Annotated in this window: 22 protein-coding genes and 1 riboswitch; of the genes, 13 read left to right on the top strand and 9 right to left on the bottom strand. The window is 71.0% G+C overall.

The features are described from left to right. Positions 1 to 32 precede the first annotated feature (32 nt). Both FHX52_RS10100 and FHX52_RS10095 read right to left on the bottom strand, forming a co-directional pair. Positions 33 to 644, bottom strand: a complete 612-nt coding sequence (locus tag FHX52_RS10100; protein WP_141821763.1) for a hypothetical protein — start codon at positions 642 to 644, stop codon at positions 33 to 35. Beyond that, complete coding sequence (locus FHX52_RS10095) at positions 641 to 1,180, bottom strand: RNA polymerase sigma factor (protein ID WP_141822154.1); 540 nt, start codon at positions 1,178 to 1,180, stop codon at positions 641 to 643. The genes FHX52_RS10100 and FHX52_RS10095 overlap by 4 nt, the downstream gene beginning before the upstream one ends. Before the next feature lie 140 nt (positions 1,181 to 1,320). Here FHX52_RS10095 and FHX52_RS10090 point away from each other — a divergent pair, with 140 nt between their 5' ends. The 4 genes from FHX52_RS10090 (at position 1,321) to sucD (ending at position 4,678) form a co-directional block, all read left to right on the top strand. Next, the gene (locus tag FHX52_RS10090; protein ID WP_141821762.1) at positions 1,321 to 1,857 is read left to right on the top strand and encodes a superoxide dismutase family protein; all 537 of its coding nucleotides are present in this window, start codon (positions 1,321 to 1,323) and stop codon (positions 1,855 to 1,857) included. Then, positions 1,857 to 2,384: a hypothetical protein gene (locus FHX52_RS10085; protein ID WP_141821761.1), complete on the top strand. Its 528-nt coding sequence runs from the start codon at positions 1,857 to 1,859 to the stop codon at positions 2,382 to 2,384. Before FHX52_RS10090 ends, FHX52_RS10085 begins: the two co-directional genes overlap by 1 nt. A 186-nt stretch (positions 2,385 to 2,570) precedes the next feature. Further along, complete coding sequence (sucC, locus tag FHX52_RS10080) at positions 2,571 to 3,746, top strand: ADP-forming succinate--CoA ligase subunit beta (protein ID WP_141821760.1); 1,176 nt, start codon at positions 2,571 to 2,573, stop codon at positions 3,744 to 3,746. 38 nt (positions 3,747 to 3,784) lie between these two features. Further along, on the top strand, positions 3,785 to 4,678 hold the full coding sequence (sucD, locus tag FHX52_RS10075; RefSeq protein ID WP_141821759.1) for a succinate--CoA ligase subunit alpha: 894 nt from the start codon (positions 3,785 to 3,787) through the stop codon (positions 4,676 to 4,678). 171 nt (positions 4,679 to 4,849) lie between these two features. Here the strand turns inward: sucD and FHX52_RS10070 are convergent, their stop codons facing one another. Then, positions 4,850 to 5,551: a polysaccharide deacetylase family protein gene (locus FHX52_RS10070; RefSeq protein ID WP_141821758.1), complete on the bottom strand. Its 702-nt coding sequence runs from the start codon at positions 5,549 to 5,551 to the stop codon at positions 4,850 to 4,852. Between the two features lie 161 nt (positions 5,552 to 5,712). Between FHX52_RS10070 and FHX52_RS10065 the strand changes: the two genes are divergently transcribed. Then, positions 5,713 to 7,245: a cell division protein PerM gene (locus FHX52_RS10065; RefSeq protein ID WP_141821757.1), complete on the top strand. Its 1,533-nt coding sequence runs from the start codon at positions 5,713 to 5,715 to the stop codon at positions 7,243 to 7,245. Here FHX52_RS10065 and FHX52_RS23835 read toward each other — a convergent pair. After that, positions 7,238 to 7,630 carry a hypothetical protein gene (locus tag FHX52_RS23835; protein WP_185747178.1) on the bottom strand — a complete coding sequence of 131 codons (393 nt, stop codon included), beginning with the start codon at positions 7,628 to 7,630 and terminating at the stop codon, positions 7,238 to 7,240. The genes FHX52_RS10065 and FHX52_RS23835 overlap by 8 nt on opposite strands. A 323-nt stretch (positions 7,631 to 7,953) precedes the next feature. Between FHX52_RS23835 and purN the strand changes: the two genes are divergently transcribed. Further along, positions 7,954 to 8,550, top strand: coding sequence for a phosphoribosylglycinamide formyltransferase (gene purN / locus FHX52_RS10055; protein WP_141822153.1), 597 nt, complete (start codon positions 7,954 to 7,956; stop codon positions 8,548 to 8,550). Between the two features lie 8 nt (positions 8,551 to 8,558). Continuing rightward, a riboswitch (ZMP/ZTP riboswitch) is annotated at positions 8,559 to 8,635 on the top strand. Positions 8,636 to 8,705: 70 nt separating this feature from the next. Then, positions 8,706 to 10,373: a bifunctional phosphoribosylaminoimidazolecarboxamide formyltransferase/IMP cyclohydrolase gene (purH, locus tag FHX52_RS10050; RefSeq protein WP_246069782.1), complete on the top strand. Its 1,668-nt coding sequence runs from the start codon at positions 8,706 to 8,708 to the stop codon at positions 10,371 to 10,373. Between the two features lie 140 nt (positions 10,374 to 10,513). Here the strand turns inward: purH and FHX52_RS10045 are convergent, their stop codons facing one another. After that, positions 10,514 to 12,361 carry an HNH endonuclease signature motif containing protein gene (locus FHX52_RS10045; protein WP_246069780.1) on the bottom strand — a complete coding sequence of 616 codons (1,848 nt, stop codon included), beginning with the start codon at positions 12,359 to 12,361 and terminating at the stop codon, positions 10,514 to 10,516. Positions 12,362 to 12,565: 204 nt separating this feature from the next. Here FHX52_RS10045 and FHX52_RS10040 point away from each other — a divergent pair, with 204 nt between their 5' ends. Further along, positions 12,566 to 13,531 carry a DMT family transporter gene (locus FHX52_RS10040; protein ID WP_141821756.1) on the top strand — a complete coding sequence of 322 codons (966 nt, stop codon included), beginning with the start codon at positions 12,566 to 12,568 and terminating at the stop codon, positions 13,529 to 13,531. Between the two features lie 124 nt (positions 13,532 to 13,655). On the opposite strand, the gene bar is transcribed toward FHX52_RS10040, so the two are convergent. Together bar and FHX52_RS10030 are read right to left on the bottom strand one after the other, a co-directional pair. Continuing rightward, positions 13,656 to 14,792 carry a barbiturase gene (gene bar, locus FHX52_RS10035; protein WP_141821755.1) on the bottom strand — a complete coding sequence of 379 codons (1,137 nt, stop codon included), beginning with the start codon at positions 14,790 to 14,792 and terminating at the stop codon, positions 13,656 to 13,658. Between the two features lie 5 nt (positions 14,793 to 14,797). Then, complete coding sequence (locus tag FHX52_RS10030; RefSeq protein ID WP_141821754.1) at positions 14,798 to 15,763, bottom strand: carbamate kinase; 966 nt, start codon at positions 15,761 to 15,763, stop codon at positions 14,798 to 14,800. A 277-nt stretch (positions 15,764 to 16,040) separates the two neighbouring features. Between FHX52_RS10030 and FHX52_RS10025 the strand changes: the two genes are divergently transcribed. Continuing rightward, positions 16,041 to 16,286 (top strand): hypothetical protein, encoded by a 246-nt coding sequence (locus FHX52_RS10025; protein WP_141821753.1) that lies wholly within the window; start codon positions 16,041 to 16,043, stop codon positions 16,284 to 16,286. 35 nt (positions 16,287 to 16,321) lie between these two features. Here FHX52_RS10025 and FHX52_RS10020 read toward each other — a convergent pair whose 3' ends face one another. Both FHX52_RS10020 and FHX52_RS10015 read right to left on the bottom strand, forming a co-directional pair. Then, positions 16,322 to 18,382, bottom strand: coding sequence for a hydantoinase B/oxoprolinase family protein (locus FHX52_RS10020; protein WP_141821752.1), 2,061 nt, complete (start codon positions 18,380 to 18,382; stop codon positions 16,322 to 16,324). Position 18,383: 1 nt separating this feature from the next. Beyond that, positions 18,384 to 20,534, bottom strand: a complete 2,151-nt coding sequence (locus FHX52_RS10015) for a hydantoinase/oxoprolinase family protein (RefSeq protein ID WP_141821751.1) — start codon at positions 20,532 to 20,534, stop codon at positions 18,384 to 18,386. A 129-nt stretch (positions 20,535 to 20,663) separates the two neighbouring features. Between FHX52_RS10015 and FHX52_RS10010 the strand changes: the two genes are divergently transcribed. From FHX52_RS10010 to FHX52_RS09995, 4 genes are all read left to right on the top strand, one after another. Continuing rightward, the gene (locus FHX52_RS10010; protein WP_141821750.1) at positions 20,664 to 21,104 is read left to right on the top strand and encodes a YciI family protein; all 441 of its coding nucleotides are present in this window, start codon (positions 20,664 to 20,666) and stop codon (positions 21,102 to 21,104) included. 56 nt (positions 21,105 to 21,160) lie between these two features. Further along, positions 21,161 to 22,324, top strand: coding sequence for an RNA polymerase sigma factor (locus FHX52_RS10005; RefSeq protein ID WP_246069778.1), 1,164 nt, complete (start codon positions 21,161 to 21,163; stop codon positions 22,322 to 22,324). Positions 22,325 to 22,612: 288 nt separating this feature from the next. After that, a complete protein-coding gene (locus FHX52_RS10000; protein ID WP_141821748.1) occupies positions 22,613 to 23,590 on the top strand; it encodes a hypothetical protein in 978 nt (325 codons plus the stop codon). Between the two features lie 11 nt (positions 23,591 to 23,601). Beyond that, positions 23,602 to 24,099, top strand: coding sequence for an RDD family protein (locus tag FHX52_RS09995; protein WP_185747176.1), 498 nt, complete (start codon positions 23,602 to 23,604; stop codon positions 24,097 to 24,099). The last annotated feature ends 29 nt before the right edge of the window (positions 24,100 to 24,128 follow it).

The raw sequence follows: 24,128 nt of genomic DNA, 5'->3' as shown, positions 1-24,128 counted from the left end.
GGCGGGAGGGCGGGAGGCCGGGAGGGCGGCCCTCAGTGGCGGTCGACCCGACGGTTGAGGGAGAAGAGGCGACCGAGGACGGGCATCAGGACGATGTTGAGGCCGTGCAGCACACCGATGATGAGCAGGATGCCGCCGAGCCGGACGACCTCGGCCTCCAGCTGCTGCGGCGTCACGAGGCCGGTGAAGAGGTTCTCCCAGCCCTCCTCGGGGGCGAAGCTCACCGTGAAGCAGATGTAGGCCGTGAAGATGAGGTAGTAGACGATGTCGGTCAGCACCATGTAGCTCTTGCCGGTCGACGGGTTGTCGTGGAAGACGTCGGCCGCGTAGGCACGGCCGAACCTCTTGATGAAGGGGCCGAGCCAGACGGCGATGGCGACGAGGGCGAGGGTCGTCGCGAGCTCGAGGATCCACCAGGGCATGAGCAGGTCTCCGTTCGACTGGGGCGTCAGGGTGAGCACGAGGATGGTGGCGGCGGCCATTCCGGCAACCCAGAGGGCCGCGACGCGACGGCGGTGACGACGTCGGGCGCGGTCGTCGGCGACCGAGTCCATGACGCGCGCAAAGAGGTCGGGCGTCGGGGGCGGTGGTGCCGGCCCCGTGGGTCGCAGGGCCTCCTCGATGAGGTGCTCGAGGTCGCTCATGGTTCCTCCCGGAGGGCCACGGACAGGGCGCGCAGTCCGCGCTGCAGGTGAGTCTTGACGGAGTTGACCGACATCCCCAGTCCGTCAGCGATGTCCGCCGGCGACATGTCGTAGTAGTAGCGCAAGGTGAGGCAGTCCCGCTGCCGCCCTGGGAGGGCCCGCAATGCCTCGATGACCTCCTGGCGGGCACTGCGGCCCAGGGCGGCCTCCTCGGCCGAGGGTTCGTCGTCGGCTGGGGGTGGGCGGTGGTGCAGCGAGACGAGGCCCCGGCGGTTGTGGTCGCGCGCGAGGTTGATGACGATCGACCGCAGGTAGGCAGCTCCCCGGCCCGGGTCGCGCACCCGGGACATGGTGCGGCTCAGTCGGATGAACGCCTCCTGCACGAGGTCCTCGGCCGCCGTCTTGTCGTCCACGTAGAACCGGGCGAGGTGCAGCAGCGAGGGAGCCTCCGCATTGAAGAGTGCGGCGGCCTGTCTCTCGAAGTCGTCGGGAATCTGCTCGCGCGTCGTCGCGACCCCTACCGTCAGCCCGTCCATCACTTCGACAGACGAGCGATGAATGCGTTTGGGTGACAGAAGGATTCAACGAATCTTTTCTTGCCGGACGTGTCGCCCGAGCCCCCGTCGCGAGCGTCTCCCAATTGTAAGTTCATTCGATTCTGGAGGGGGCGAAAGCCATGGAACGCAAGGGATTTCGTGGGGGAGCAGCAGTGCTGGTCGGGGTGTCGGCATCGGTCGCCGTCGCGGCCACCGCGGTTGCGGGGGCAGCCGTCTGGCGCTTCGCTGACGAGCTGAGGGACTTCAACACGGTCACCGCGGGACCGTTCGACGACGCCACGGCCCGGCTGCAGCTGGTGGACCGGCCGTCCGGGACGACCGCCGTCCTGCACGTCCGCGGGGTCGACCCGTCCGTCGCCGGTCGCACCTTCGGCGCCCACCTGCACAACGGCCCCTGCGGCACGGACGCCCCCGCTGCTGCGGGTGGGCACTACAACGCCGACGCGCACGCAGGTCACACGCCCGTCGTCGTGTCGGGCGCGACGGAGGTCTGGCTCGACTTCACGGTCGACGCGAGCGGTGCGGGCGACTCGAGCGCCGCCGTCCACTTCCCCGTGCTGCCTGGCACGAGGTCCGTCGTCGTGCACGCCGCCCCCACCGACCCCGCCACGGGCCTCGCCGGCGCTCGCCTCGCCTGCCTCCCGGTGGAGTGGTGATGATGCTGGGGGCGGCGGGCCGCGGCGCCCTCGCCGGCCTCGCGTGGGGGCTGCTGGCCCGACTCTTCATGCGCCTCATCGCGACGACGCCCGAGTTCACCTGGGGAGGCACCTTGGCGATCCTCGGCTTCAGCACGCTGCTCGGCACCGGGCTGGGTCTCGTCGTCGGCGCTCGCCGGGGCGGCCGCTCTCGGTGGTGGCGCCTCGCACCGGTTCCCGGCCTCGTCCTCTTCATGAGCCCCGGCATGACCCTGGTGCCGGGTGCGGTCCTCGTCGCCCTGGCGCTGGCGGTCCGGTCGAGGGCCGCGACGGTGCTCCTTCTCCTCGCTGCCCTCATCGCGGTGGTCGTCCCTGCGGTGGGCCTCGACGGAGAAGGCGGCGAGGCGTCCCCGACGGGCTCGCTGGGTCTCGCACTCGTGATCGTCGCGGTCGGCCTCCTCGGGGTGGGGTTCCACGAGTGGTGGCGTCGCTGGGCGCCGCCCACACGGCATACGCCCGCGGGTGCCCGATCTGAGACGCGGGTGTGATCTTCGTCCGATCCTGAGCGGCCCGGTTCGATCGGCCCTGTGCGCGGGCACTAGAGTCCACGAGACAGCCTGATTCGGTTGCGCCGCGCGCGCAGGGACCGACCGAGCACCAGCGCGGGGGCCCCGGGACGCCAGAGCGGTTCAGTCGACGACGATACGAATCGACGACGAGGACGGACCCCACCCGTGGATCTCTTCGAGTACCAAGCCCGAGACATGTTCGAGAAGCACGGGGTGCCCGTGCTTGCCGGCGCCATCGCCACCACCCCCGAGGAAGCGCGAGCAGCGGCGGAGCGCATCGGGCCGAAGTCCGGCGGCGTCACCGTCGTCAAGGCACAGGTGAAGACCGGCGGACGCGGCAAGGCCGGCGGCGTCAAGGTGACGAAGAGCCCCGACGAGGCGCAGGCTGCGGCCGAGGCGATCCTCGGCATGGACATCAAGGGCCACACCGTCGGCACCGTGATGATCGCCCAGGGCGCTCGCATCGCCGAGGAGTACTACTTCTCCGTCCTGCTCGACCGGGCCAACCGCACCTACCTCGCCATGTGCTCCAAGGAGGGCGGCATGGAGATCGAGCAGCTCGCCGTAGAGCGGCCCGAGGCGCTCGCCCGCGTCGCCGTCGACCCCAACACCGGCATCGACGCCGCCAAGGCGCAGGAGATCGTCGACGCGGCCGGCTTCGACGAGGCCGACAAGGCCGCGATCGCGAGCGTCATCCAGAAGCTGTGGACCGTCTACCGCGAGGAGGACGCGACGCTCGTCGAGGTCAACCCGCTCGTCAAGACCGAGGACGGCGAGATCGTCGCGCTCGACGGCAAGGTGACGCTCGACGAGAACGCCGGCTTCCGCCACGCCGACCACGAGGCCCTCGAGGACTCGGCCCACGCGGACCCGCTCGAGGCCGCGGCCAAGGAGAAGGACCTCAACTACGTCAAGCTCGACGGCTCGGTCGGCATCATCGGCAACGGGGCCGGGCTCGTCATGAGCACCCTCGACGTCGTCGCCTACGCCGGTGAGGAGTTCGGCGGCCAGAAGCCCGCCAACTTCCTCGACATCGGTGGCGGCGCGAGCGCCGAGGTGATGGCCAACGGGCTGCACATCATCCTCTCGGACCCGCAGGTCAAGAGCGTCTTCGTCAACGTCTTCGGTGGCATCACCTCCTGCGACGCCGTCGCCAACGGCATCGTCGGCGCGCTCGACGCGCTCGGTGACGAGGAGGACCGCCCGCTCGTCGTGCGCCTCGACGGCAACAACGTCGAGGAGGGCCGCCGCATCCTCGCGGAGCGGGCCCACCCCCGCGTCATCATCGAAGAGACCATGGACGGCGCGGCCCGCAGGGCCGCCGAGCTGGCCGCGAACTGACCCCGAGTCGTTAGAGAAGGAACTGAGGCACATCTGCCATGTCGATCTTTTTGAATGCTGACTCGAAGGTCATCGTCCAGGGCATGACCGGCTCCGAGGGCATGAAGCACACGCAGCGCATGCTCAAGTCGGGCACGACCATCGTCGGCGGCGTCAACCCGCGGAAGGCGGGCACCACCGTCGACTTCGAGGGTGGCGTCACCGTCCCCGTCTACGGCACGGTCCAGGACGCCATCGACGCGACCGGCGCCAACGTCACCGTCATCTTCGTGCCGGCCGCCTTCACCAAGGCCGCCGCCCTCGAGGCGATCGACGCGGGCATCCCGCTCGCCGTCGTCATCACCGAGGGTGTCGCCGTCAAGGACACCGCCGAGTTCTACAACTACGCCAAGGGCAAGGGTACGACGCGCATCGTCGGCCCCAACTGCCCCGGCCTCATCACCCCGGGTGTCTCCAACGCCGGCATCATCCCGGCCGACATCTCGGGCACGGGCCGCATCGGCCTCGTGTCGAAGTCGGGCACGCTGACCTACCAGATGATGTACGAGCTGCGTGACTTCGGCTTCAGCTCGGCCGTCGGCATCGGCGGCGACCCGATCATCGGCACGACGCACATCGACTGCCTCGAGGCGTTCCAGAACGACCCTGACACGGACGCGATCGTCATGATCGGCGAGATCGGCGGCGACGCCGAGGAGCGCGCTGCCGCCTACATCAAGGAGCACGTGACGAAGCCGGTCGTCGGTTACGTCGCCGGCTTCACCGCCCCCGAGGGCAAGACCATGGGCCACGCCGGCGCCATCGTCTCGGGCTCCTCGGGCACCGCCCAGGCCAAGAAGGAGGCCCTCGAGGCCGCCGGCGTCAAGGTCGGCAAGACGCCGTCCGAGACGGCTCAGCTGATGCGCGAGATCATGCAGGGCCTCGCCGGCTGAGCACGCTGCTCGAACGCCTGTCGACGGGCGGCCTCCCTCACGGGTGGCCGCCCGTCGCCGTTGCGGTCGCCGTTGCCGTTGCGGTCTATGTTGCCGTCGCCGTCGCCGTCCCGCGCCGGTATGCCGCCCGCCACCGGACGGCATACCGGGCTGTGGCTTGGCGTGTGGTGGTCAGCAGGCCATCAGGCCGATGACGTAGCCTCGGGCGCGCAGCTTCGGGATGAGGATGTCGAGCGCGGCGACGCTCTGCGAGCGGTCACCGCCGCCGTCGTGCATGAGGATCCGCGAGCCGGGGCGCACGTTGGCGAGGACCCGGTTGACGATGGTCCACGTGCCGGGGCGCGACCAGTCGCGAGGGTCGACGGTCCAGAGGATCTGACGCTGACCCCGGTTGGCGATGATCGTCGCGATGCGGCTGTTCGTCGCGCCGTACGGCGGGCGCACACAGCGGGGCCGGTAGCCGAGAGCCGACTCCATCTTGTTCAGCTGCCACGTCACCGAGGCCGTCGACAGGGTGGTGAGGTTGGGGTGGCTCCACGTGTGGTTGCCGATGAGCATGCCGTTCGCGCGCAGCGAGCGGGTGATCGACGGGTACCACGAGACGTTCTGGCCGACCTCGAAGAAGACGGCCTTGGCGCCGTACTTCTTGAGGACGGCGAGCATCTTCGGCGTCCAGGTCGCGTGCGGGCCGTCGTCGAAGGTGAAGTAGACCGTGCCGGCGTAGGCCACGGGTGCGGTGGCCACGGTCGTGACGGCCGTGGGTGCTGCGGCAGCCGTGGGCGGCGGCGCCGGTGAGGTGAGAGTGCTGGTGAGTGCGAGCGCCGTGACGAGCGCGGCGAACCGTCCGAGGTACTTGATGTGCATGGTGTTCATCCCCCTTCACCCCCAGTGTCTGCCTGACCACTGACACGGGATGCCGAAACGGACGGGTTCCGTGCCTCACAGTTCGAAGCGGTCCCGCACGGCGTGGGTGCTCGCCCCGGCGCCCGTCCCTTGTGACCATGGGCCGAAGCCCGACCGCACCACCTCGAGGAGTGAGACCACTGACCACGCCTGCCCGCCCGCCGTCCGCGATCCCGGCCTCCCTGCGCGCCGGGGCTCTGGCGGCGATCGGCACCTGGGTGGTCGTCGTCCTACCGGCGCTCGTCGGCTGGGTGGCTGCTCCCGAGAGCTCGGTGGGCTGGTTCTCGGCCGTCTCCGTCGGCAGCGGCATCTGGTTCCTCGGTCACGGCCAGTCGATCGGTGCCGGCGGCGTCGCCGTCTCGCTCACACCCCTGCTGCTCTTTGCCGTCAACGTCTACATCGCCTATCGCTGGGCACGTCGGCTCGCCGCGACCCAGCGCGCCGCGGTCGGCGCCGGGGACTGGAGCGACACGGCTCTGCGGGGGGTCGTGCCCGGCTTCCTCGGCGGCTACCTGATCATGGCCGGGGTCTTCGCCCTCCTCACCCTGGGTGGGGTGGCCGCCCCGGGCTTCGCCGCCGTGCCGGGGGCTCTGCTCGTGCCCGTGGTCGCCCTGGGCTTCGTCCTGCTGCGACCCGACGACGAGGAGTCGCCCGCCTTCGTGCGCACCCTCTTCCGCCGTGGCCCGACGTGGCTGCCGACCGTCTGGCGGGTGGGCTGGCTCGGCGCCGGCCTGCTGATCGCGATCGGAGCCGGCGTCGTCGTGCTGCGCCTCGTCATGACCTTCTCGGCGGTCGCCTCGATCCAGTCCGACTACGGCGTGAACCTCGGCGGCGCCGTCATCGTCGGCATCGCCCAGCTCGCCCTCCTCGGCAACGCCGTGACGTGGGCCCTCGGCTTCGTCGCTGGCCCGGGCTTCTCGCTCGCCCTCGGCTCGACGGTCTCGCCCGCCGCGGCGGCGCCGGGCCTGCTGCCCCTCGTCCCCGTGCTCGGCGCCGTGCCCGAGGCGGCCGACTACCCCTCGATCCTGTATGCCGTCCTCGTCCTTCCCGTCGCCGCCGGAGTCCTCATCGGGTGGCGCGTCGACCGCGAGCTCGAGTTCTTCGGCAACCTCCGCGCGCGCCTCAGCGCCACCGTGGTGGCCGGGCTCATCGCCGTCGTGGTTGTCGTTGCCGTGACGGCGCTCGGCAACGGCGCAGTCGGCGTCGACCGGCTACGTGGCGTCGGCGTTCCGCTGCTGGCGCTGTTCCTCGCCCTCGCGGCCGAGGTGCTGCTCGGCGCCCTGGCCTGGTTGGGCATCGCCGTCCTGCGCGAACGGCACAAGGAGAAGCGGGGCGGCTCCGCGACCGCGGACTCCACCGACGGCGCGGACGACACCGATCACACGGGCGGCACGGGCGCCACCGATGACACCGACGACCCTGCTCAGGGCGCGGTCACGACGGTCAGCGCCCGGAACGCCGCCGGCCTCGAGGTGGGCGGACGCAGCGGAGGCCTGGGGAGTGACGACGCCGCCGGTGATGTGGCGCAGTCGCGGAAGACCGACGCCGCTGTGGGCACGCTCGAAGCAGTCGACTCAGGCTCCTCCGAGCCCGCCGGCTCGGACGAGCCGGCCTCGGAGAGCGCGAAGACCTCGCCGGAGAGCAACGCGTCGGCTGTCAGCTGAGCAGCGTGCCGAGCAGTCCTGAGCGTTGGAGCTGCTCGCACGAGGCTCGCGCCGTGGCGGTCTGAGCCTGGTCGTAGCACTGCTCGTAGGCGCTCACCGGTCCATAGAAGAAGACCTGCACCACGAGTGTCAGCAGCATCGCGACGATGATGCCGAGGCTGAGCGCCGTCCAGAGCTTCTCGCTCGTCGGCCGGTCCTTGATGAAGCGGAGCAGCCGGACGCTGAGGTAGGCGGCGACGAGGAGCGGCAGGGCGGCGACGAAGCGCTTCGGCAGCGGCAGCGAGATGGCGAGCAGTCCGAGAAGGACGAACGCGATGAGCGGCAGGGACCTCTTGGCGCGCTCGCGGGCGAGGGCGATCTCCTGCTCGCGGCTCGGCTCGGTCATGACACCATCCTCGCCCACGCCGCCGACCACGCGGTCGGCAGGGCCTCGTCGGGACGGCGGCTGGGCGGTTCGCGGGGCCGCGTCGGGACGGCAGCCCTGCGGTTGGCGGGGCAGCGTCGGGACGGCAGCCCTGCGGTTGGCGGGTCAGGGTTAGGACCGCTGCCTGTCGACGGGCGGGACCTCGACCGGGCCGCTGCCTGTCGGTGGATGGGGCCTCGGTCCGCGGGGCGGCGGCACGGGGCTGCGTAGCTAGACTCGTCGCCGTGACAAACGCCGCCGCCAGCGATCCGACCGTCGTCGACGATCAGGGCCGCGACGGCGACGTGCCGGTCGTCGTGCTCGTCTCGGGCTCGGGCACCCTGCTCCAGGCGCTCATCGACGCCGCTGCGGCCCCCGACTACCCCGTGCGCATCGCCGCGGTGGGGGCCGACCGCCCGTGCGAGGGCATCGTGCGGGCCGAGCGGGCCGGCATACCGACGTTCGTGTGTCGCCCGGGCGACTTCTCCGACCGCGGTGCGTGGGACGTCGCGCTCGCCGAGCACGTCTCGGCAGCGGGCCCTCGCTTCGTCGTGACGGCGGGCTTCATGCGGATCCTCGGGCCGGCCACGTTGGGAGCGCAGCCGGTCATCAACACTCATCCGGCCCTGCTGCCGAGCTTCCCCGGGGCGCACGGCGTGCGTGACGCGCTCGCCTACGGGGTCAAGGTGACCGGCACGACGTGCCACGTCGTCGATGCCGGCGTCGACACCGGGCCGATCATCGAGCAGCGCGTCGTCACCGTCGACGACGACGACACCGAGGAGAGCCTGCACGAGCGCATCAAGGTGCAGGAGCGCGACCTGCTCGTCGAGATGGTGGCCCGGCTCGCCCGGGAGGGCTTCTCCGTCGAGGGTCGACGAGTTCGGATCGGCGCCGCCTGACCGGTAGTCTGGTCGCACACGACTGGCGCAGGTGGGTGACCACCGGGGAGTGACGTCGGGAGCATCGACCGCCTGGGTGCCTCGCGAGAACGGATGCCGTCGGGTCCACCGACCCCGGCAGCCGCGCCCGATGTCACCGAACCAGGAGTGCACCCATGACCGTCGCCCCGTCCGCTGCGTCGTACACCGAGTCGTCTGTCGCGTCGTCCACTGCAACGTCCACCGAGGGCGACGGCCGCCGCCCGATCAAGCGCGCGCTCGTCTCCGTCTACGACAAGACGGGTCTGGCCGAGCTGGCCACGGCACTCGACGCGGCCGGGGTTGCGATCGTGTCGACCGGCTCGACGGCCAAGACGATCGCCGCAGCCGGCGTGCCCGTCACGCAGGTGGAGGAGCTGACCGGCTTCCCCGAGTGCCTCGACGGACGGGTCAAGACGCTGCACCCCAAGGTGCATGCCGGCATCCTCGCCGACACCCGCAACCCGGACCACGTGCAGCAGCTCGTCGACCTCGGCGTCGAGGCCTTCGACCTCGTCGTCGTCAACCTCTACCCGTTCCGCGAGACCGTCGCCTCGGGTGCGAGCGAGGACGAGTGCGTCGAGCAGATCGACATCGGCGGCCCGTCGATGGTGCGCGCCTCCGCCAAGAACCACGCCAGCGTCGCCATCGTGACGAGCCCGGCGGCGTACACCCACGTGACGCAGGCCCTCGGAGCGGGTGGCTTCACGCTGGCCGAGCGTCGTCGCCTCGCGGCTGAGGCGTTCGTGCACACGGCGAGCTACGACAATGCCGTCGCGAACTGGATGGGCACCGTCGTCTCCGACACGACTGACGGCACGGGCTTCCCGGCGTGGACCGGCGCGACCTTCGACCGTGCGGCGGCTCTGCGCTACGGCGAGAACCCGCACCAGCAGGCAGCGCTCTACCGTCACTGGCGTCCGGGCGTGGCCTCGGCCGAGCAGCTGCACGGCAAGGAGATGTCCTACAACAACTACGTCGACACCGACGCAGCCGTGCGGGCTGCCCACGATCACGGCGACCAGCCGACCGTCGCGATCATCAAGCACGCGAACCCGTGCGGCATCGCGGTCGGTAGCACGATCGAGGAGGCCTACGAGCGAGCCCACGCGACCGACCCGGTGAGTGCCTACGGCGGCATCATCGCGGCGAACCGCACTGTGACGGCGGCGATGGCGGCTGCCGCCAAGCCGGTCTTCACCGAGGTCATCATCGCGCCCGACTACGAGCCCGAGGCGCTCGAGATCCTCACGGCGAAGAAGAACCTGCGCATCCTGCGGCTGCCTGCTGGTCTTGCTGAGAACGCCGACCGCATCGAGACGCGGCCGATCAGCGGGGGGCTGCTCGTGCAGACCGTCGACAAGGTCGACGCCGTCGTGCGCGGCGAGGACGGCGCGGTGACCGGTGGCGACGAGGCCTCGGCCTGGCGCCTCGTGGCCGGTGAGACCGCCGACGAGGCGACGCTGGCCGACCTGCAGTTCGCCTGGCGTGCGATCCGAGCCGTGAAGTCCAACGCGATCCTGCTCGCCACGGACGGCGCGGCGGTCGGTGTCGGGATGGGCCAGGTCAACCGCGTCGACTCCTGCTACCTCGCGGTGCGCCGCGCGGAGGAGCGGGCGCGTGGCTCGGTGGCGGCCTCCGACGCGTTCTTCCCCTTTGCGGACGGGCTGCAGATCCTGCTCGACGCTGGGGTACGGGCTGTCGTCGCGCCTGGTGGCTCGATCCGCGACGACGAGGTCATCGCGGCGGCCCAGGCGGCCGGCGTCACGATGTACTTCACCGGCACCCGCCACTTCGCCCACTGACGCCACCCCACCGAGAGCCCGACGCTCGATCGAAAGAGCGAGTCACCCCATCGAGAAAGCGCGGCCCGGTGGGGGCATGCCGGGCATGCCGGGCATGCCGATGTCCCCGCCGGTGCCGGCGGGGATTCGGGGCGGGTGAGTCAGGTGTGCCAGGTGACGCCGGTGTCGGTGACGGTGGCGTTGAGGATGCGGTCGTGGACCGCGGTGTGGTGTCTGGGGCAGAGCAGGGCGGCGTTGAGCAGGTTGGTCGGGCCGCCGGAGGCCCAGTGGGTCACGTGGTGGGCGTCGCACCAGCTCGGTGGCATGGTGCAGCCCTGCCAGGTGCAGCCTTTGTCGCGGACGGCGAGGGCCAAGCGTTGGGATCGGGTGAAGAGGCGCTTTCGCCGAGCCACGTCGAGCGGCTTGCTGTCGCCGCCGAGGACGAGGGGGATGATCTGGGCGTCGCAGGCCATCCGGCGCACGACGCCGGGGGACAGGACGTCGCCGCTGAGGGTGATCCCGGTCCCGGTCCCGGTCCCGGGCCAGGTGGCGGTGCGGCAGGAGCCGGAACGGGTGTCGGGGCTGTCGCTGGTGGGGTGCTTGCGGCGGAACGCGTCGGGGATGTCGTCGCCCAGGTCGGTGAGGAGGGTGTCGAGGTCGATGAGGACGACGACCTTGGCCTTGTCCGTGGTCGGCACGCCGTCACCTGATGCGACTGCGCGCTGGAGCATGGCGAGCAGCGCGTCCATCCGGCGGTGTGCCGGGGTGCGGTCGTCCGGTGCGGTCGTGTGACCGTGCTTGTCCTTCTCGGGCCGCGGGAGGCAGAGCGGGTCGATCGCGGACTTGATGATGGCCGCGCCCTCGGGGTCGAGCACTCCTCGCATGCCGACCATGCCGGTGGCGTTGGGTGGGGTGAACCACAGCCCGCGCGCGTTGCGGCGGCCGTTGTCCAGGGCGTCCTCGTCACGAGGCGGCTTGATCTGCTCGGTGTGGTGACGCACGAGCCGGGCGAGCTCTTCCGGCCGCAGCTGCCGGGCCTGGTCGAGCAGGTCGCCGACGGCGGTGGCGAGGTCGTCGGGGTCGGCGACGGGGGCGGTGCGTGCGTGGAAGTCGATGATCTGGGCGGCGTTGCCGACGGTGACCTGTTGGGTGGTGACGTGCACGCGAAGCCTGGCCCACCTCGGGTCGGCCAGTGCTGCGCCGACCGTGACGAGGGCCCTGGCCTGCCCGGCCGTCAGCGAGGCGTCGTGGTGGCGCAGCCAGTCGGTGCGCGAGAGCCCGTCGGGTGTGTCGACACCGCGGACCGTGAGCTCGGAGACGATGGTGACGAGGGTGACCTCGTGGGTGCGTCGCTGCTGGGCGGCGCGTTCGGCGGCCGCGGTCAGGGCGGTCTCGGCGTAACCGGTGAGGGGTTGGCCCAGGACGGCGTCGATGTCGATGGCCTGCTGGGTGTCGACGCGGCTGCAGTCCGCGTCCCGTGAGGCTGACGCGTCGCCGCGGGCTGCGGTGGCCTCGACCCAGTCCGGGTCATCGACCATCGCGAGCCACTCGGCCTCCGACAGCGGCTCGACCAGCAGCGGGTCGAGCGCGTCCAAGGCCTCATGCGTGACCCCGGACCAGGGCCCGTGCGCCGTGGTGACCTGCCTCGAGTCCGGTGCCACGCGGCGGCTGGCCCGGCGCCCCCTCCCGGCAGACGCGGCGCTCGAGGACTGCCCACGGGACGCCCCTCCAGTGGGCGATTGCTGACCGGAGGCCCCGTCCGGGCAGGCGTCTGCCGAGGACGCTCCCGCAGCCTCGGCGCGCGGTCGCGTGGAGGCGCCAGCACTGGTGCCGCCGCCGGTCGGGGACGGTGCGTCGGGCCCGGACCGGCCAGGCGGGCCGGACGGCATACCTCGGGCGATGCGCTGCCAGAAGTCACTCGCGGACGTGCCGCCGCTGGAGCGCTGCCGCGTCTCCATGTCGGCGAGCCGGCTCCTGAGGAGCTCGAGCACGTCTGCGTTCTCTGCCATGAAACGACACTAGAGGCCACCACCGACAGTGCCCTTCCAGGCGGACTCGCACCGAGACCCGCCTGTGGACAAGCCCCCACACGCGGCCGATCGAAAGAGCGATCCGTCGCGACATGGTCAACCCGCAGCCCTGCTGAGGCGGGTCGTTCTCTCGATGGGGAGGGGTGGTGCGCGACCTGCGGGGTGGATGGCAGGCTGACCCGCATGACCGACACCGACCTGACCCGGCGCGGCGCCGGTCGCAGTGACCTCACCTGGCTCGTCGCCCTCGCCGCTTCGTTCTGGGGCCTGTCCGCACTGTGGCGCGGACCTCTGGCCAAGGAGTACCCCGCCCTCGCCGTCGTCTTCTGGGAGCACCTCGTCCTCGTCGTGCTCGTCAGCCCGTGGCTCGTCCCGGCCGTGCGTCAGCTGCTCTCGGCGAGCACGCGCACCAAGGTGAGCGTGCTCGTCATCGGTGCCGGTTCCTCGGCCCTGGCGACGACGCTCTTCACGGCGGCCTTCCGCATGGGCGACCCGATCACGCCGCAGGTGCTCCAGAAGCTGCAGCCCCTCATCGCCCTGGCCCTCGCAGCGCTACTGCTCGGCGAGCGGCTGAAGCGCAGCTTCGCCTTCTTCGCAGTCCCCGCGGTCGTGGGGGCCTGGTTGCTCGCCTTCGCCGACCCGCTGGGGGTGAGCGTGTCGAGCGCGACCGCGGCCGCTCTCGCCGTGGGCGCCGCGACGCTGTGGGCGGCGGGCACGGTGCTCGGTCGTGCCGCCAGCGCCGAGCTGAGCTTCTCGCACCTCACCGCCCTGCGCTTCGGCGTGGGCCTCCTGACGCTGCTCGCGCTGAGCGGCGTCACCTCGACCTCGCTCGCCATCGGGATGGAGGCCGCGCCCAACATCCTCCTCCTCGCGATCTTCCCCGGCCTGCTGGCGCTCCTGCTCTACTACCGCGCCCTCGGTCGCACGCCGGCATCACGAGCGACACTGGCCGAGCTGGCCTTCCCGCTGACTGCGGCCCTCGTGGGGGTCGTCGCCCTCGACGCCACCCTGACGGGGACGCAGTGGCTCGGCTTCGTGGTGGTGCTCGCATCGGTCGTCGGGCTCGCGGTGCACGAGCACCGGTCGCAGGAGCCGTCGGTCGCCGTGCCCGACCGCGCCGAGGAGGCCCTCGTGGCCACCGACCGCTGATCGAGGGGGCGACCCCCCGAGCGACAGAGCACCACGCCGCCGATCGAAAGAGCGGTCCACCCCTCGCTCGAGGGATGGACCGCTCTTTCGTCGGGGCGCGTGAGCCGTCGCGCGGCCCTCGCGGTCAGCGGGACCAGGTGTAGCCGGTGGGGTCGCCCTGCCCGACGTCGATGATGGCCGCGACCGGGCCGCCCCCGTCGGGGCCCTGGTGCGCCGCGGACACCGAGACGAACACCGCGGGGTCACCCGTGACCGACGCGGTGACGCCGCCGACGGCCGACTTGATCTGGCGGTGCCAGTGCACGTCGGAGTCGTCGAGCATCGCGTTGCGCCGACCGTGCACCTGGCCGTCCTGGCTCACCTCGCACTTGAGGAAGACGTTGACGAGGCGCCCCTGCAGGTCGGTCCAGTGTGGGCGGTCCGGCAGGTCGAGCCCGGCGTCCTTGATGGCCTCCCAGATGCCGTCGGCGTCGAGGGCGTCGCGCATCACCGAGTGCCCGATGCGGTAGCGGCCGCCGATCCCGCGGGCGTTGCCGACGACGACCACCTGCGCCTGGTCGAGCTCGACGCCAGAGCTGCACGAGGCGACGGAGGAGAAGAGCGAGCGGTCGCGCATGATGTCGGCGTCCGTCGGCATCTCGATCTCGCCGAGGGCCACGGCGATGCCGAGCGCTGTGGTGCCGTTGGAGAGGTCCATCGACTCGTGGGTGTGCTCGGTCCAGACCTCGTGACCGCGCGACTTGGCGTCGCGGATCGTGTGGATGGTGAGGAGCGGTGTCTTCGTCTGCACGTAGTGCACGTCGGCCGCGTCGGTGATGCCGGCCCGCTCCATCGCGACCTTGACGGCGTCGGCCACCTTGGTGACCATCGCGACGTAGCCGATCTCCTCGGGCAGGAGGGGCTCGCTCATCGCGAAACCGACGGTGAGGCGTGGATCGTCGGAGGGCTCGACCTGCTCGGGCGGCACCGTCGCGAAGATGGTGGCGTGGGGGCTGATGACGCCGTCCGTCCCACCGGACCAGACGATGGGCACCTGGCGCACCTGGTCGGCCGGGGCGCCCTTCTCGACGAGCACCTCGCGGAACGCCTTGTCGGCGATGATGCGGGTGTAGTCGTTGACGCCGCCGTTGCCCTCGGTCTTGCCGATGATGGCGATGACTCGGTCGGCCGCCATGATGCCGTCGTCGATCAGCCGGGCGAGCTCGGAGGCGTCCGCGACGGAGTGGATGGGGACCTTGCGGACCTCGATGGCATCGGGCACGTGAATCACCTTTCTCTTTCAGGGTTTTCGATGATGGTGCCGACTCGACCGGCCACGCCGGAGTCTCCGGCCAGCGCGTCGGCGATGCGGCGCAGGTCGGTGATGACAGAGCGAGCCCCGCCCGAGCGCACGAAGCGGAGCGCCGCCTCGACCTTGGGCCCCATTGAGCCAGAGGCGAACTCGCCTTCGGCGGCATACCGCTCGAGCTCCTCGGGAGTGACAGCGCCGAGGGCGCGCTCGTGAGGGGTGCCCCAGCCCACGGCGACGTGCTCGACGTCCGTGGCGATGACGAGCACGTCGGCTCCGACAGCCGTGGCGAGCAGTGCCGCTGTGAGGTCCTTGTCGATGACCGCCTCGACCCCGCGGAGGGTTCCGTCGGCAAGCCGCACCACGGGGATGCCGCCCCCACCGGCTGCGATGACGACGTGGCCGGCCGCGAGCAGCGTGAGCACCGTTGGCGTCTCGAGCACCTCGAGAGGCTCGGGAGACGCGACGACGCGGCGCCACCCCTTGGCCCCGCGGTCCTCCCACCGCTCACCGTGGTCGACGAGCACCTGGGCCTGGTCGCGGGGCAGGTAGCGGCCGACGGGCTTCGTCGGCCGCTCGAAGCCCGGGTCGTCGGGGTCGACGCGAGTGCGCGACACGAGCGCGGCGACGGGACCGGTGGCGCCACGCGCGGCGAGGGCGGCCTCGAGCTCGTCGAGGATGGTGAAGCCGATGGTGCCCTGGGTCTGGGCGCCGCACCAGTCCAGCGGCACGGGCGGCACGACCTGCGCGGCCAGGGCGTTCTTGACGAGGAGGTTGCCCACCTGCGGTCCGTTGCCGTGGGTGACGACGACCTCGAACCCGGCTGCGACGAGGTCGGCGACGGGGCCCATGGCAACCGCGATGGCAGCGCGCTGGGCCTCCGGGCTGGCGCCGCCGTCCGCGGCGATCATCGCGTTGCCGCCCAGCGCCACGACGGCCCTCACGGGGCGGCTCGCAGGGTGTGGACGCTCGTCATGCGGCGAGCCTAGGCAGCAGAGCGGCAGGGTCGCGTTGTCACGTCCTGCCCAACCCCGACGCTGCCGTTGGCACATTTGTAGGCCAGGGCGGCCTGGTACGCAGCGTGGCCACGACGAGCACCTGCGCGGCGAGCTCCGGCCGTGACGATGGTGGCGTCTGGGCCGCCGCTGGGTAGGGAAGCGGATGTAATCTCTTCGGAGAGAGAGCAGGCGGCATGTGCTGCCGTCGTCACGGAGGTGGACTGTGGGACCCGGAGTCGTGCTCGCGGTGCTGGGGGCGATCCTCACCTTCGCGGTGCGGGCCAATACCTCGGTCATCAACCTGACCATCGTCGGCATCATCCTCATGGTCGCCGGGGGCGGCATGATCTGGCACGCCCGCAAGGGCAGCCGTCGCCAGCGCATCGTCACGCGCGAGGAGCGCCCGGCGGGCTCGGCTACACCGACCCACACCGTCCGCCAGACCATCGAGGAACGCGACATCGACTGACGGCCGTCGTCGGGGCGCACGACGGGGTTGAGAGGTCAGAGCCAGTCGACCTCAGCGGTCGTGCGGCCCTCGGCCAGGGCGGCATACCCCGGTCCTCGGTCGAAGAACGGCTGGTCACCGGACCGCTCGGAGCGCAGCTGCGCCCGCAGGCGCTCCGACGCGTCGGCGTCGACGACCGGGTCGTCGATGCTGCCGGTCGAGACGACACCGTAGTCGCGGCGCGCGCCCTCGAACGACACCTTGCCCCAGCGCAGGTCGCGCTCGACGTCATCGAGCGGCCGGTCGAGAGGGTCGCCCCAGCCGCCGCCCCCGGTGGTGCGGATGCGGATGACCTGACCGGCGCGCACCGGCTCGGCGTCCGCGAGGGCGTCGACGACCCGCTCGTCGGGTCCGCCGAGGTCGATCGTGACTTCGAAGGAGCGACCGGCCTTGCCGCCCTTGACTCCCCAGCAGGCGAGGATCGAGCGGTCGGCGATCGACATGAAGTGCGCGTCCTGCAGCATCCGGAGGTGCTTCTCGTAGCCGAGACCGCCGCGGTGCAGCCCCGCGCCACCGGAGTCGACGGCGAGCCCGAGCCGCTCGACGATGAAGGGGAAGCGGCTCTCGGTGAACTCGGTCGGCAGGTTGCGGCTGTCCGGGACGACGTGGATGGTGTCCTCGCCGTCGGCGTAGTAGCGCCCACCCGAGCCGCCACCGAGCACCTCACGCATGAGGTAGTCGTTGCCGTCGCGGTCCTTGCCATAGACGCCGGTGTAGCGGATCGTCTCCTGGTCGGCGGGCATCTGGCCGTCGACGGCCTTGGCGACGACGCCGGCGAGGACGCCGAGCAGCCGCAGGATGACGAAGGTGCGGGCGTTGGTCGGGGCGGGATAGATCGGTGTGAGCAGCGTGCCCTTCTCGGGGAAGCGCATCTCGATGAGCGGCACGATGCCCTCGTTGACGTCGAGCTCGGCCATCCGCTCGGGGGTGTCGGCGAGGTTGCGCAGAATCGGCGCCAGCCACTTCTTGAGGAAGTTGCCGCCGACGTAGTCGCCGCAGTGGTTGATCGGGCCCTTCGCCTGCGGCGCCGTGCCGGTGAAGTCGATGACGAGCTTGGGGCCCCCGTCGGGGTACTGGTCGGAGCGCCCGGGCCCACCGGTCGACTGCTTCGTCAGCGTGATCCGCTGGGTGTGCAGCCTCGGCTCGTCGACGCCGTCGTGCTCGGCGTAGTCCTCCCAGACGTAGGTGCCGTCGGGGATCTTGCTGAGGATCTCGCGCCGGTAGGTCTCGGTCGTCCGGTCGAGGATGGCGTCGAAGGCGGCCTCGATCGTGTCGCGCCCGTAGCGCTCGAAGAGCTCAGCGAGTCGCCGCGCCCCCATGAGGCAGGCGGAGCACTCCGCATCGAGGTCTGCTGCGAGGCTGTCGGGCATCCGGCTGTTGCGCGTCATAATGCGCAGTGCGGCCTCGTTGGGAATTCCCCTGTCCCACAGCTTGATCGGTGGAACGGAGAGACCTTCCTCGAACACCGACTGCGCGTTGCTGGGCATCGAGCCGGGCACGCCGCCGCCGATGTCGTCGTGGTGGCCGAAGGCCTGCACGAAGGCAACGACCTCCCCGCCGGCGAAGACCGGCACGGTGACGCAGAGGTCGGGCAGGTGGCCGATGCCGCCCTCGGACTCGTAGACGTCGTTGTGGAAGTAGACGTCGCCCTCGCCCATCTGTGCCAGCGGGAAGTCGCGCACGACGGGGTGCACGAGGGCGCTGTAGGAGCGACCGGTGAGCTTGCGCAGCTGGCGGTCGTGGATGCCGGCTCGGAAGTCGTGCGCATCGCGGATCATGGGAGAGCGCGACGTGCGGGCAATCGCGGTCTCGACCTCCATCTCGACGCTCGCGAGGGTCCCCTCGACGATCTCGACGAGGATCGGGTCGACCGTGCTGCCCTCGGGCGTCAGGCGGTTGCCGTGCTCATAAGCGGTCGGCAACCCGGCCGGGTTGACGGGAGCGTCACCGCTCCCCGCCGGTATGCCGTCCGGCCGGCTCGGGGGGTTGGTCCCACCGTGCCCGGCTCGGTCGGCAGGGGCGAGCCGCACAGCGGCTGTCTGGCAGGAGAAGCACATGTCAGGCCTCCGTGGCGTGGGCGGTCTTGGTGATGACGAGGTTGCCCAGCGCATCGACGCGCAGCCCAAAACCCGGGTGGAGGGGCACGGTCGAACCGAACTCCTCGATGATGGCGGGCCCCTCGATCACGTCACCGGCGAGCAGGTCGGGCCGCCACCAGAGGTCGGTGTCGACGTGGCCGCCGTCGGGGTCGAAGCACACCGGGCGGGTGCCGCGGTGGGCGCGCTGCTCCATCGTCGACGGCGACGCCGCCGCCGGCTCGAGCTCGCGCAGCACCGGGCGCGTGATCGGACCGATGCCGGTGACCCGGAGGTTGACCCACTCGACCTGCTGGCGCGGCTCGTCGCGGAAGTCGTAGCCGTAGAGCGCGCGGTGCTCGTCGTGGAAGCGCGAGGCGAGGTCGGCGGCATACGCCTCGTCGAACGCGCCGTCGGGCGCGGGCACGCGGACCTCGTAGGCCTGGCCGAAGTAGCGCAGGTCGACGGTGCGTGTGTAGCGGTGGTCCCCTCGCGAGAACCCTTGAGCATCAAGGGCATTGGCTGCCTTGGTCGTGAGCTCGTCGAAGGTCGACTGCACAGCCGCATGGTCGAGCGACTCGTGGCGCGCCACCGCGGTCTGCACGTAGTCGTTCTTGACGTCGACCGTGAGCAGTCCGAAGGCAGAGACGTTGCCGGGGTTCTGCGGAACGACGACGCCTGCCAATCCGAGGATGTCGACGAGGCGGCAGGCGAGCAGCGAGCCGGACCCGCCGAAGGTCGTCAGCATGAAGTCGCGCACGTCGAGGCCACGCTTGACGCTCACCTGGCGCAGGGCGTTGGCCTGGTTCCAGGCGGAGATCTCGAGAATGCCTGTGGCGCAGTGCTCGACGTCGAGATCGAGGCGTCCGGCGAGCCCGGTGATGCCGGCACGAGCGGCCTCGACATCGAGGGGGATCTCGCCGCCGAGCAGGTGCGGCGGGATGCGTCCGAGCATGACGTGTGCGTCGGTGATGGTCGGCGACGTGCCGCCCTTGGCGTAGCAGAGCGGGCCGGGGTCGGCGCCCGCGGACTGGGGGCCGACCTTGAGCGAGCCCTCCGGTGAGATCCACGCGATCGAGCCTCCGCCGGCGCCGACGGTCACGACGTCGATCATCGGGATCTTGCTCGGGTAGGCGCCGACCGATCCCTCTGTCGTCAGCGTGGGCTCGCCGGAGAGCACGACCGAGACGTCGGTCGAGGTGCCGCCTCCGTCGCAGGTCAGCACCTTGTCGAAGCCGGCGCGGCTCGCGATGAGGCCGGCGCCGAGGGCGCCCGCCGCAGGCCCGGACAGCACGGTCGTGATCGGCTGGTTGACGACCTCGTCGGCCGAGAGCACACCGCCGTTGCTCTTCATCACCCAGAACGGCAGCCGCGTCGATGTATCCGCGAGGGCCATGGCACGCGGAGATACATCGACCGGTGGGGCGAGGAAGTCGTCGAGCCGGGCGCGGATGTTGGCGACGTAGCGCGACACGTTCGGCTTGACTGCGGCATCGACGAGCGTGGTCATCGATCGTTCGTACTCGCGGTACTCGCGCAGCACCTCGGAGCTGATCGAGACGACCGCATCGGGGTGCTCGCGCCGCAGCACGTCGCGCATGGCGAGCTCGTGGCTGTCGTCGGCGTAGGAGTGCAGGAAGCAGACGCCGATCGTCGTGATGCCGCGATCCTTGAACCAGCGGGCGACGGCCACGGCGCGCTCCTCGTCGAAGGGGCGGATCTGCTTGCCCTCGAAGTCGATCCGTCCACCGACAGTCTTGACGTAGTCGGCCGGCACGATGCGCGGCGGTTTGACCCAGAAGTAGGAGTTGCCGTAGCCGTCGGGTACGGCCTGGCGGGCGATCTCGAGGATGAACTCGTAGCCCTCGGTCGTGATAAAGCCCAGGGCCTCGACCTTGCCCTCGAGGAGCTTGTTCGTCGCGACGGTCGTGCCGTGCGAGACCGACGTGATGTCGTCGCCGGTCGCGTCCATGAGGTCGAGGACCTTGCTCACCCCCGTGAGGAAGCCGTCGGCCGGGTTGGTCGGTGTCGACGGGGTCTTCGTCGTGACGAGCTCGCCCGAGTCCTCGTCGAGCGCGACGACGTCGGTGAACGTCCCTCCCGTGTCGATGCCGATGCGGATTCGTCGCGTCATGGGAAGAATCCAACCGAGCACCCATCGCGGTGGCGTTGGCACAACCTGCCAATGTCGAGAACCGCACCTCGGCTCCGTCTGAGGGGTGAGCGTGCCACTCTGGGCGCGCCGACACGAAGGAGAGCAGTCATGGCGAAGTACCTCATCGGCGTCGACTTCCAGCCCGGGAACGTCGACACCCCGATGTCGGAGTGGACACCCGAAGAGGTGCAGGCGCACCTCGACTACTACGGCACGCTCAACGAGGAGCTCATCGCGAGTGGCGAGCTTGTGGGGTCGACCATCCTCACGGGTCCGGATCTGGCGAAGATCGTGCGCTCCGAGGGTGGCACGCCCGTCGTGACGGACGGTCCCTTCCAGGAGTTCAAGGAGTGGCTCGCCGGCTTCCAGGTCGTCGAGGTCGAGTCGGAGGAGCGAGCCATCGAGATCGCCGCGAGGGTGTCGGCGGTGCCCGGTCCCGGTGGGGTGCCGCTCGCCCAGCCGATCCACGTGCGGCAGGTGATGGACGACGCGCCGTCCGACGTCGACTCGATGGATGACTTCCTGCGCACCGCCGAGGGCGTCCGCTGAGCCCTTCCCCGTCGGTCGACGACCTGCTGCGCACCTTGGCGCCGCAGGTCGTCGGCGTGGTCAGCCGGAGGTTCGGCGACTTCGACGGGGCAGAGGACGCGACCCAGGAGGCCCTCATCGCCGCCGCGCGTCGGTGGCCGGAGGACGGCGTGCCGGAGGAGCCTCACGCCTGGCTCATCCGTGCGGCCTCCCGGCGCCTCGTCGACGCCTGGCGCAGCGACACCGCACGCCGTGAGCGTGAGGCCAGAGTCGTCGCCTGGGACGTGCCGGCGGCCGACGCCCCCGACCGCGACGACAGCCTGACGGTTCTCTTCCTGTGCTGTCACCCGTCCTTGACCCCGGCCTCGGCCATCGCGCTCACCCTGCGTGCGGTGGGCGGCCTGACCACGGCTGAGATCGCGCGGGCGTTCCTCGTGCCGGAGTCGACGATGGCGCAGCGGATCAGCCGCGCCAAGACGCAGATCCGCCAGTCGGGCGAGCCCTTCCGTATGCCGTCCGGCACAGACCGCGACCAACGCCTGCGGACGGTGCTCCACGTCCTCTACCTCGTCTTCAACGAGGGTTACACGGGAACGCGGGGGGAGGAGCTGCAACGGGTCGACCTCTGCGCAGAGGCGATCCGCCTGACCCGGCTCCTCGTGGCGGGCGCACCGGATGAGCCGGAGACGATGGGCCTGCTCGCGCTCTTGCTGCTGCTCGACGCCCGTCGGGCCGCGCGCACCGACGACCAGGGCCGCCTCGTGCCGCTGCCCGACCAGGACCGGTCCCGGTGGGACGCCGCGCTCGTCGCAGAGGGCGTCGACCTGCTCGGACGCGCGATGGCCCACCACGACGTGGGGGAGTACCAGCTCCAAGCCGCCATCGCGGCCGTTCACGACAGGGCTCCCTCGGCCGGTGAGACGGACTGGAGCGAGATCTGCGCGCTCTACGAACTTCTGGAAGGCGTCACGGGAAACCCAGTGGTCACGCTCAACCGGGCGGTGGCGGTCGCGGCGGCGGACGGTCCGGACGAGGGGCTGCGGGTCGTCGACGAGGTCGCTGACGCACTGGGCGGCACGCAGCGGTGGCTCAGCGTTCGTGGGCACCTCCTCGAGATGGCGGGTGACTGCGACGCGGCGGCGGACCACCTCGAGCGCGCGGCCGCCCTGGCGGTGAACCTCGCCGAGCAGCGACACCTGCTGGCCCAGGTGGCCCGCCTCCGGCATACGGGAGCTTGCTGACCCGCGCCAATCGAAAGAGGACTCCGTCGGGTTGCGGGATGCCGACGGACTGCTCTTTCGATTGCTGAGTGACAAGGCCGCCCCCTTTCGATCGAGAGAGCATTTCGTCGGGGTTGTGGGATGCCGACGGAGTGCGCTTTGGATCGTGGGTGGGCGGAAAGGGTGGTTTGTCGTCGAGCAACCGGTTTCGGTGCGCATCTCGGGTCACCCGGACGAGATGACGCGCGAGATCGTCCGGGAGCGGATGATGGTGGTGTTGGCCCAGCACATCGTCGTCAGGAGGCTCCCGTGCACCTCGGACCGCCGGATGCCCCGATCTCCGCGTCTCCCTCGGCCCCGCGTGTCCCCGAGCGCGGCCCCGGCTGGACGGGCGTCGACGCGGCCGACGCGGTGCTCGGTCTCGCACTGGTGGCCATCGACACCGCCCGGCGCGCCGGTAGCCTCCCCCTCGTCGGCGCCCCTCTGAGGGCTGTTGCGGCTCTGCCGGGCACCGCAGCACGGGTTGCGCGTCGCCAGCCGTGGGTCGACGAGCTCCTGAGGCGCGGCGACCGGGAGCGTCGTGAGGCCCTCAGCCGTGCAGACGCTCTCGCTCGACGGGTCGCTCCGGGGCTGGTGGACTCCGTGATGGGCTTCGTCGACGTCAACGAGCTGGTGCGCAAGCACGTCGACCTCGACGCGCTCGCGGCCGAGCTCGACGTCGACGCCGTCGTGGCGCGGGCCGACCTGCAGAGGGCGATCGACCGGGTCGACATCGACGGCATCGTCGCCGGGGTCGACCTCCAGCGCATCATCGACCGCATCGACGTCGACGCGGTCATCGCCCGCGCCAACATCCAGGCCGTCATCGACCGGGTGGACGTCGACGCCGTGGTGGCCAAGGCCGACCTGATGAAGGCGATCGACCGGGTCGACATCGACGAAGTGGTCGCGGGCGTCGACCTGGAGCGCATCATCGACCGGGTCGATGTCGACGCCGTCGTCGCCCGGGCCGACTTCGACAAGGTCATCGCGAAGCTCGACCTCATCGAGCTGGCGGAGTTCGTGGTCGAGGGCATCGACCTGCCCGGCATCATCCGCAGCTCGACCGGCTCGATGGCCTCCGAAGGGCTGCGCGAGGTGCGCCGCCAGGGCATCGGCGCCGACGAGCGGGTGTCGCACGTCGTCGACCGGCTGCTCCGCCGGCAGGAGCGCGCACCGGGCCAACCGACGCCCCGAGGCCGTGACGGCACGGCCGCACCGGCAGCTCCCAGCGGCTCCGATCACTGAGGCAGGCACGGGTGAAACAGCCAGAGGACGTCTCGCAGAACGGCGCCGCGCGCGTCACGGTCCCCACCGCCGTCCGCTCCGTGCAGGGCCACCGTGCGGGCATCGTGACGAGGACGCTGGCTGCGTGCGTCGACGGTGCCGTCGGCGTGGCCGCCGTCGCGCTGGGGTATGCCGGTGCCGTCGCCGCGTACTTCGTGCTGAGTCCCCGGGGCTTCAGCTTCCCCGACCCCGGCTTCGGGGTGCTCTTCGCCTGCTTCCTCGGCTTCCTCGTCTGCTACTTCACCCTTGCCTGGGCGACGACCGGTCGCACCTACGGTGCGCGCCTGCTGGGGCTGAGGGTCGTCAACGCCCGGGGCGGGCGAGTGCGGCCCCTCATCGCCCTCGGTCGCGCCCTGCTCTGCGTCTTCATCCCGGCCGTCCTCTTCTGGGTCGTCATCAGCCGCGAGAACCGTTCTGCTGCAGACGTGTTCCTGCGCACCTCCGTCGTCTACGACTGGGCGTCGTCCTAGCCGCAGCGGGCCGGCGCCCCCCACGACAG

Origin of the sequence: Humibacillus xanthopallidus, from assembly GCF_006717145.1 — a bacterium.
In the GTDB taxonomy this organism is placed as follows: Bacteria; Actinomycetota; Actinomycetes; order Actinomycetales; family Dermatophilaceae; genus Humibacillus; species Humibacillus xanthopallidus.
This window is presented reverse-complemented; position numbering and strand designations above follow the sequence as displayed.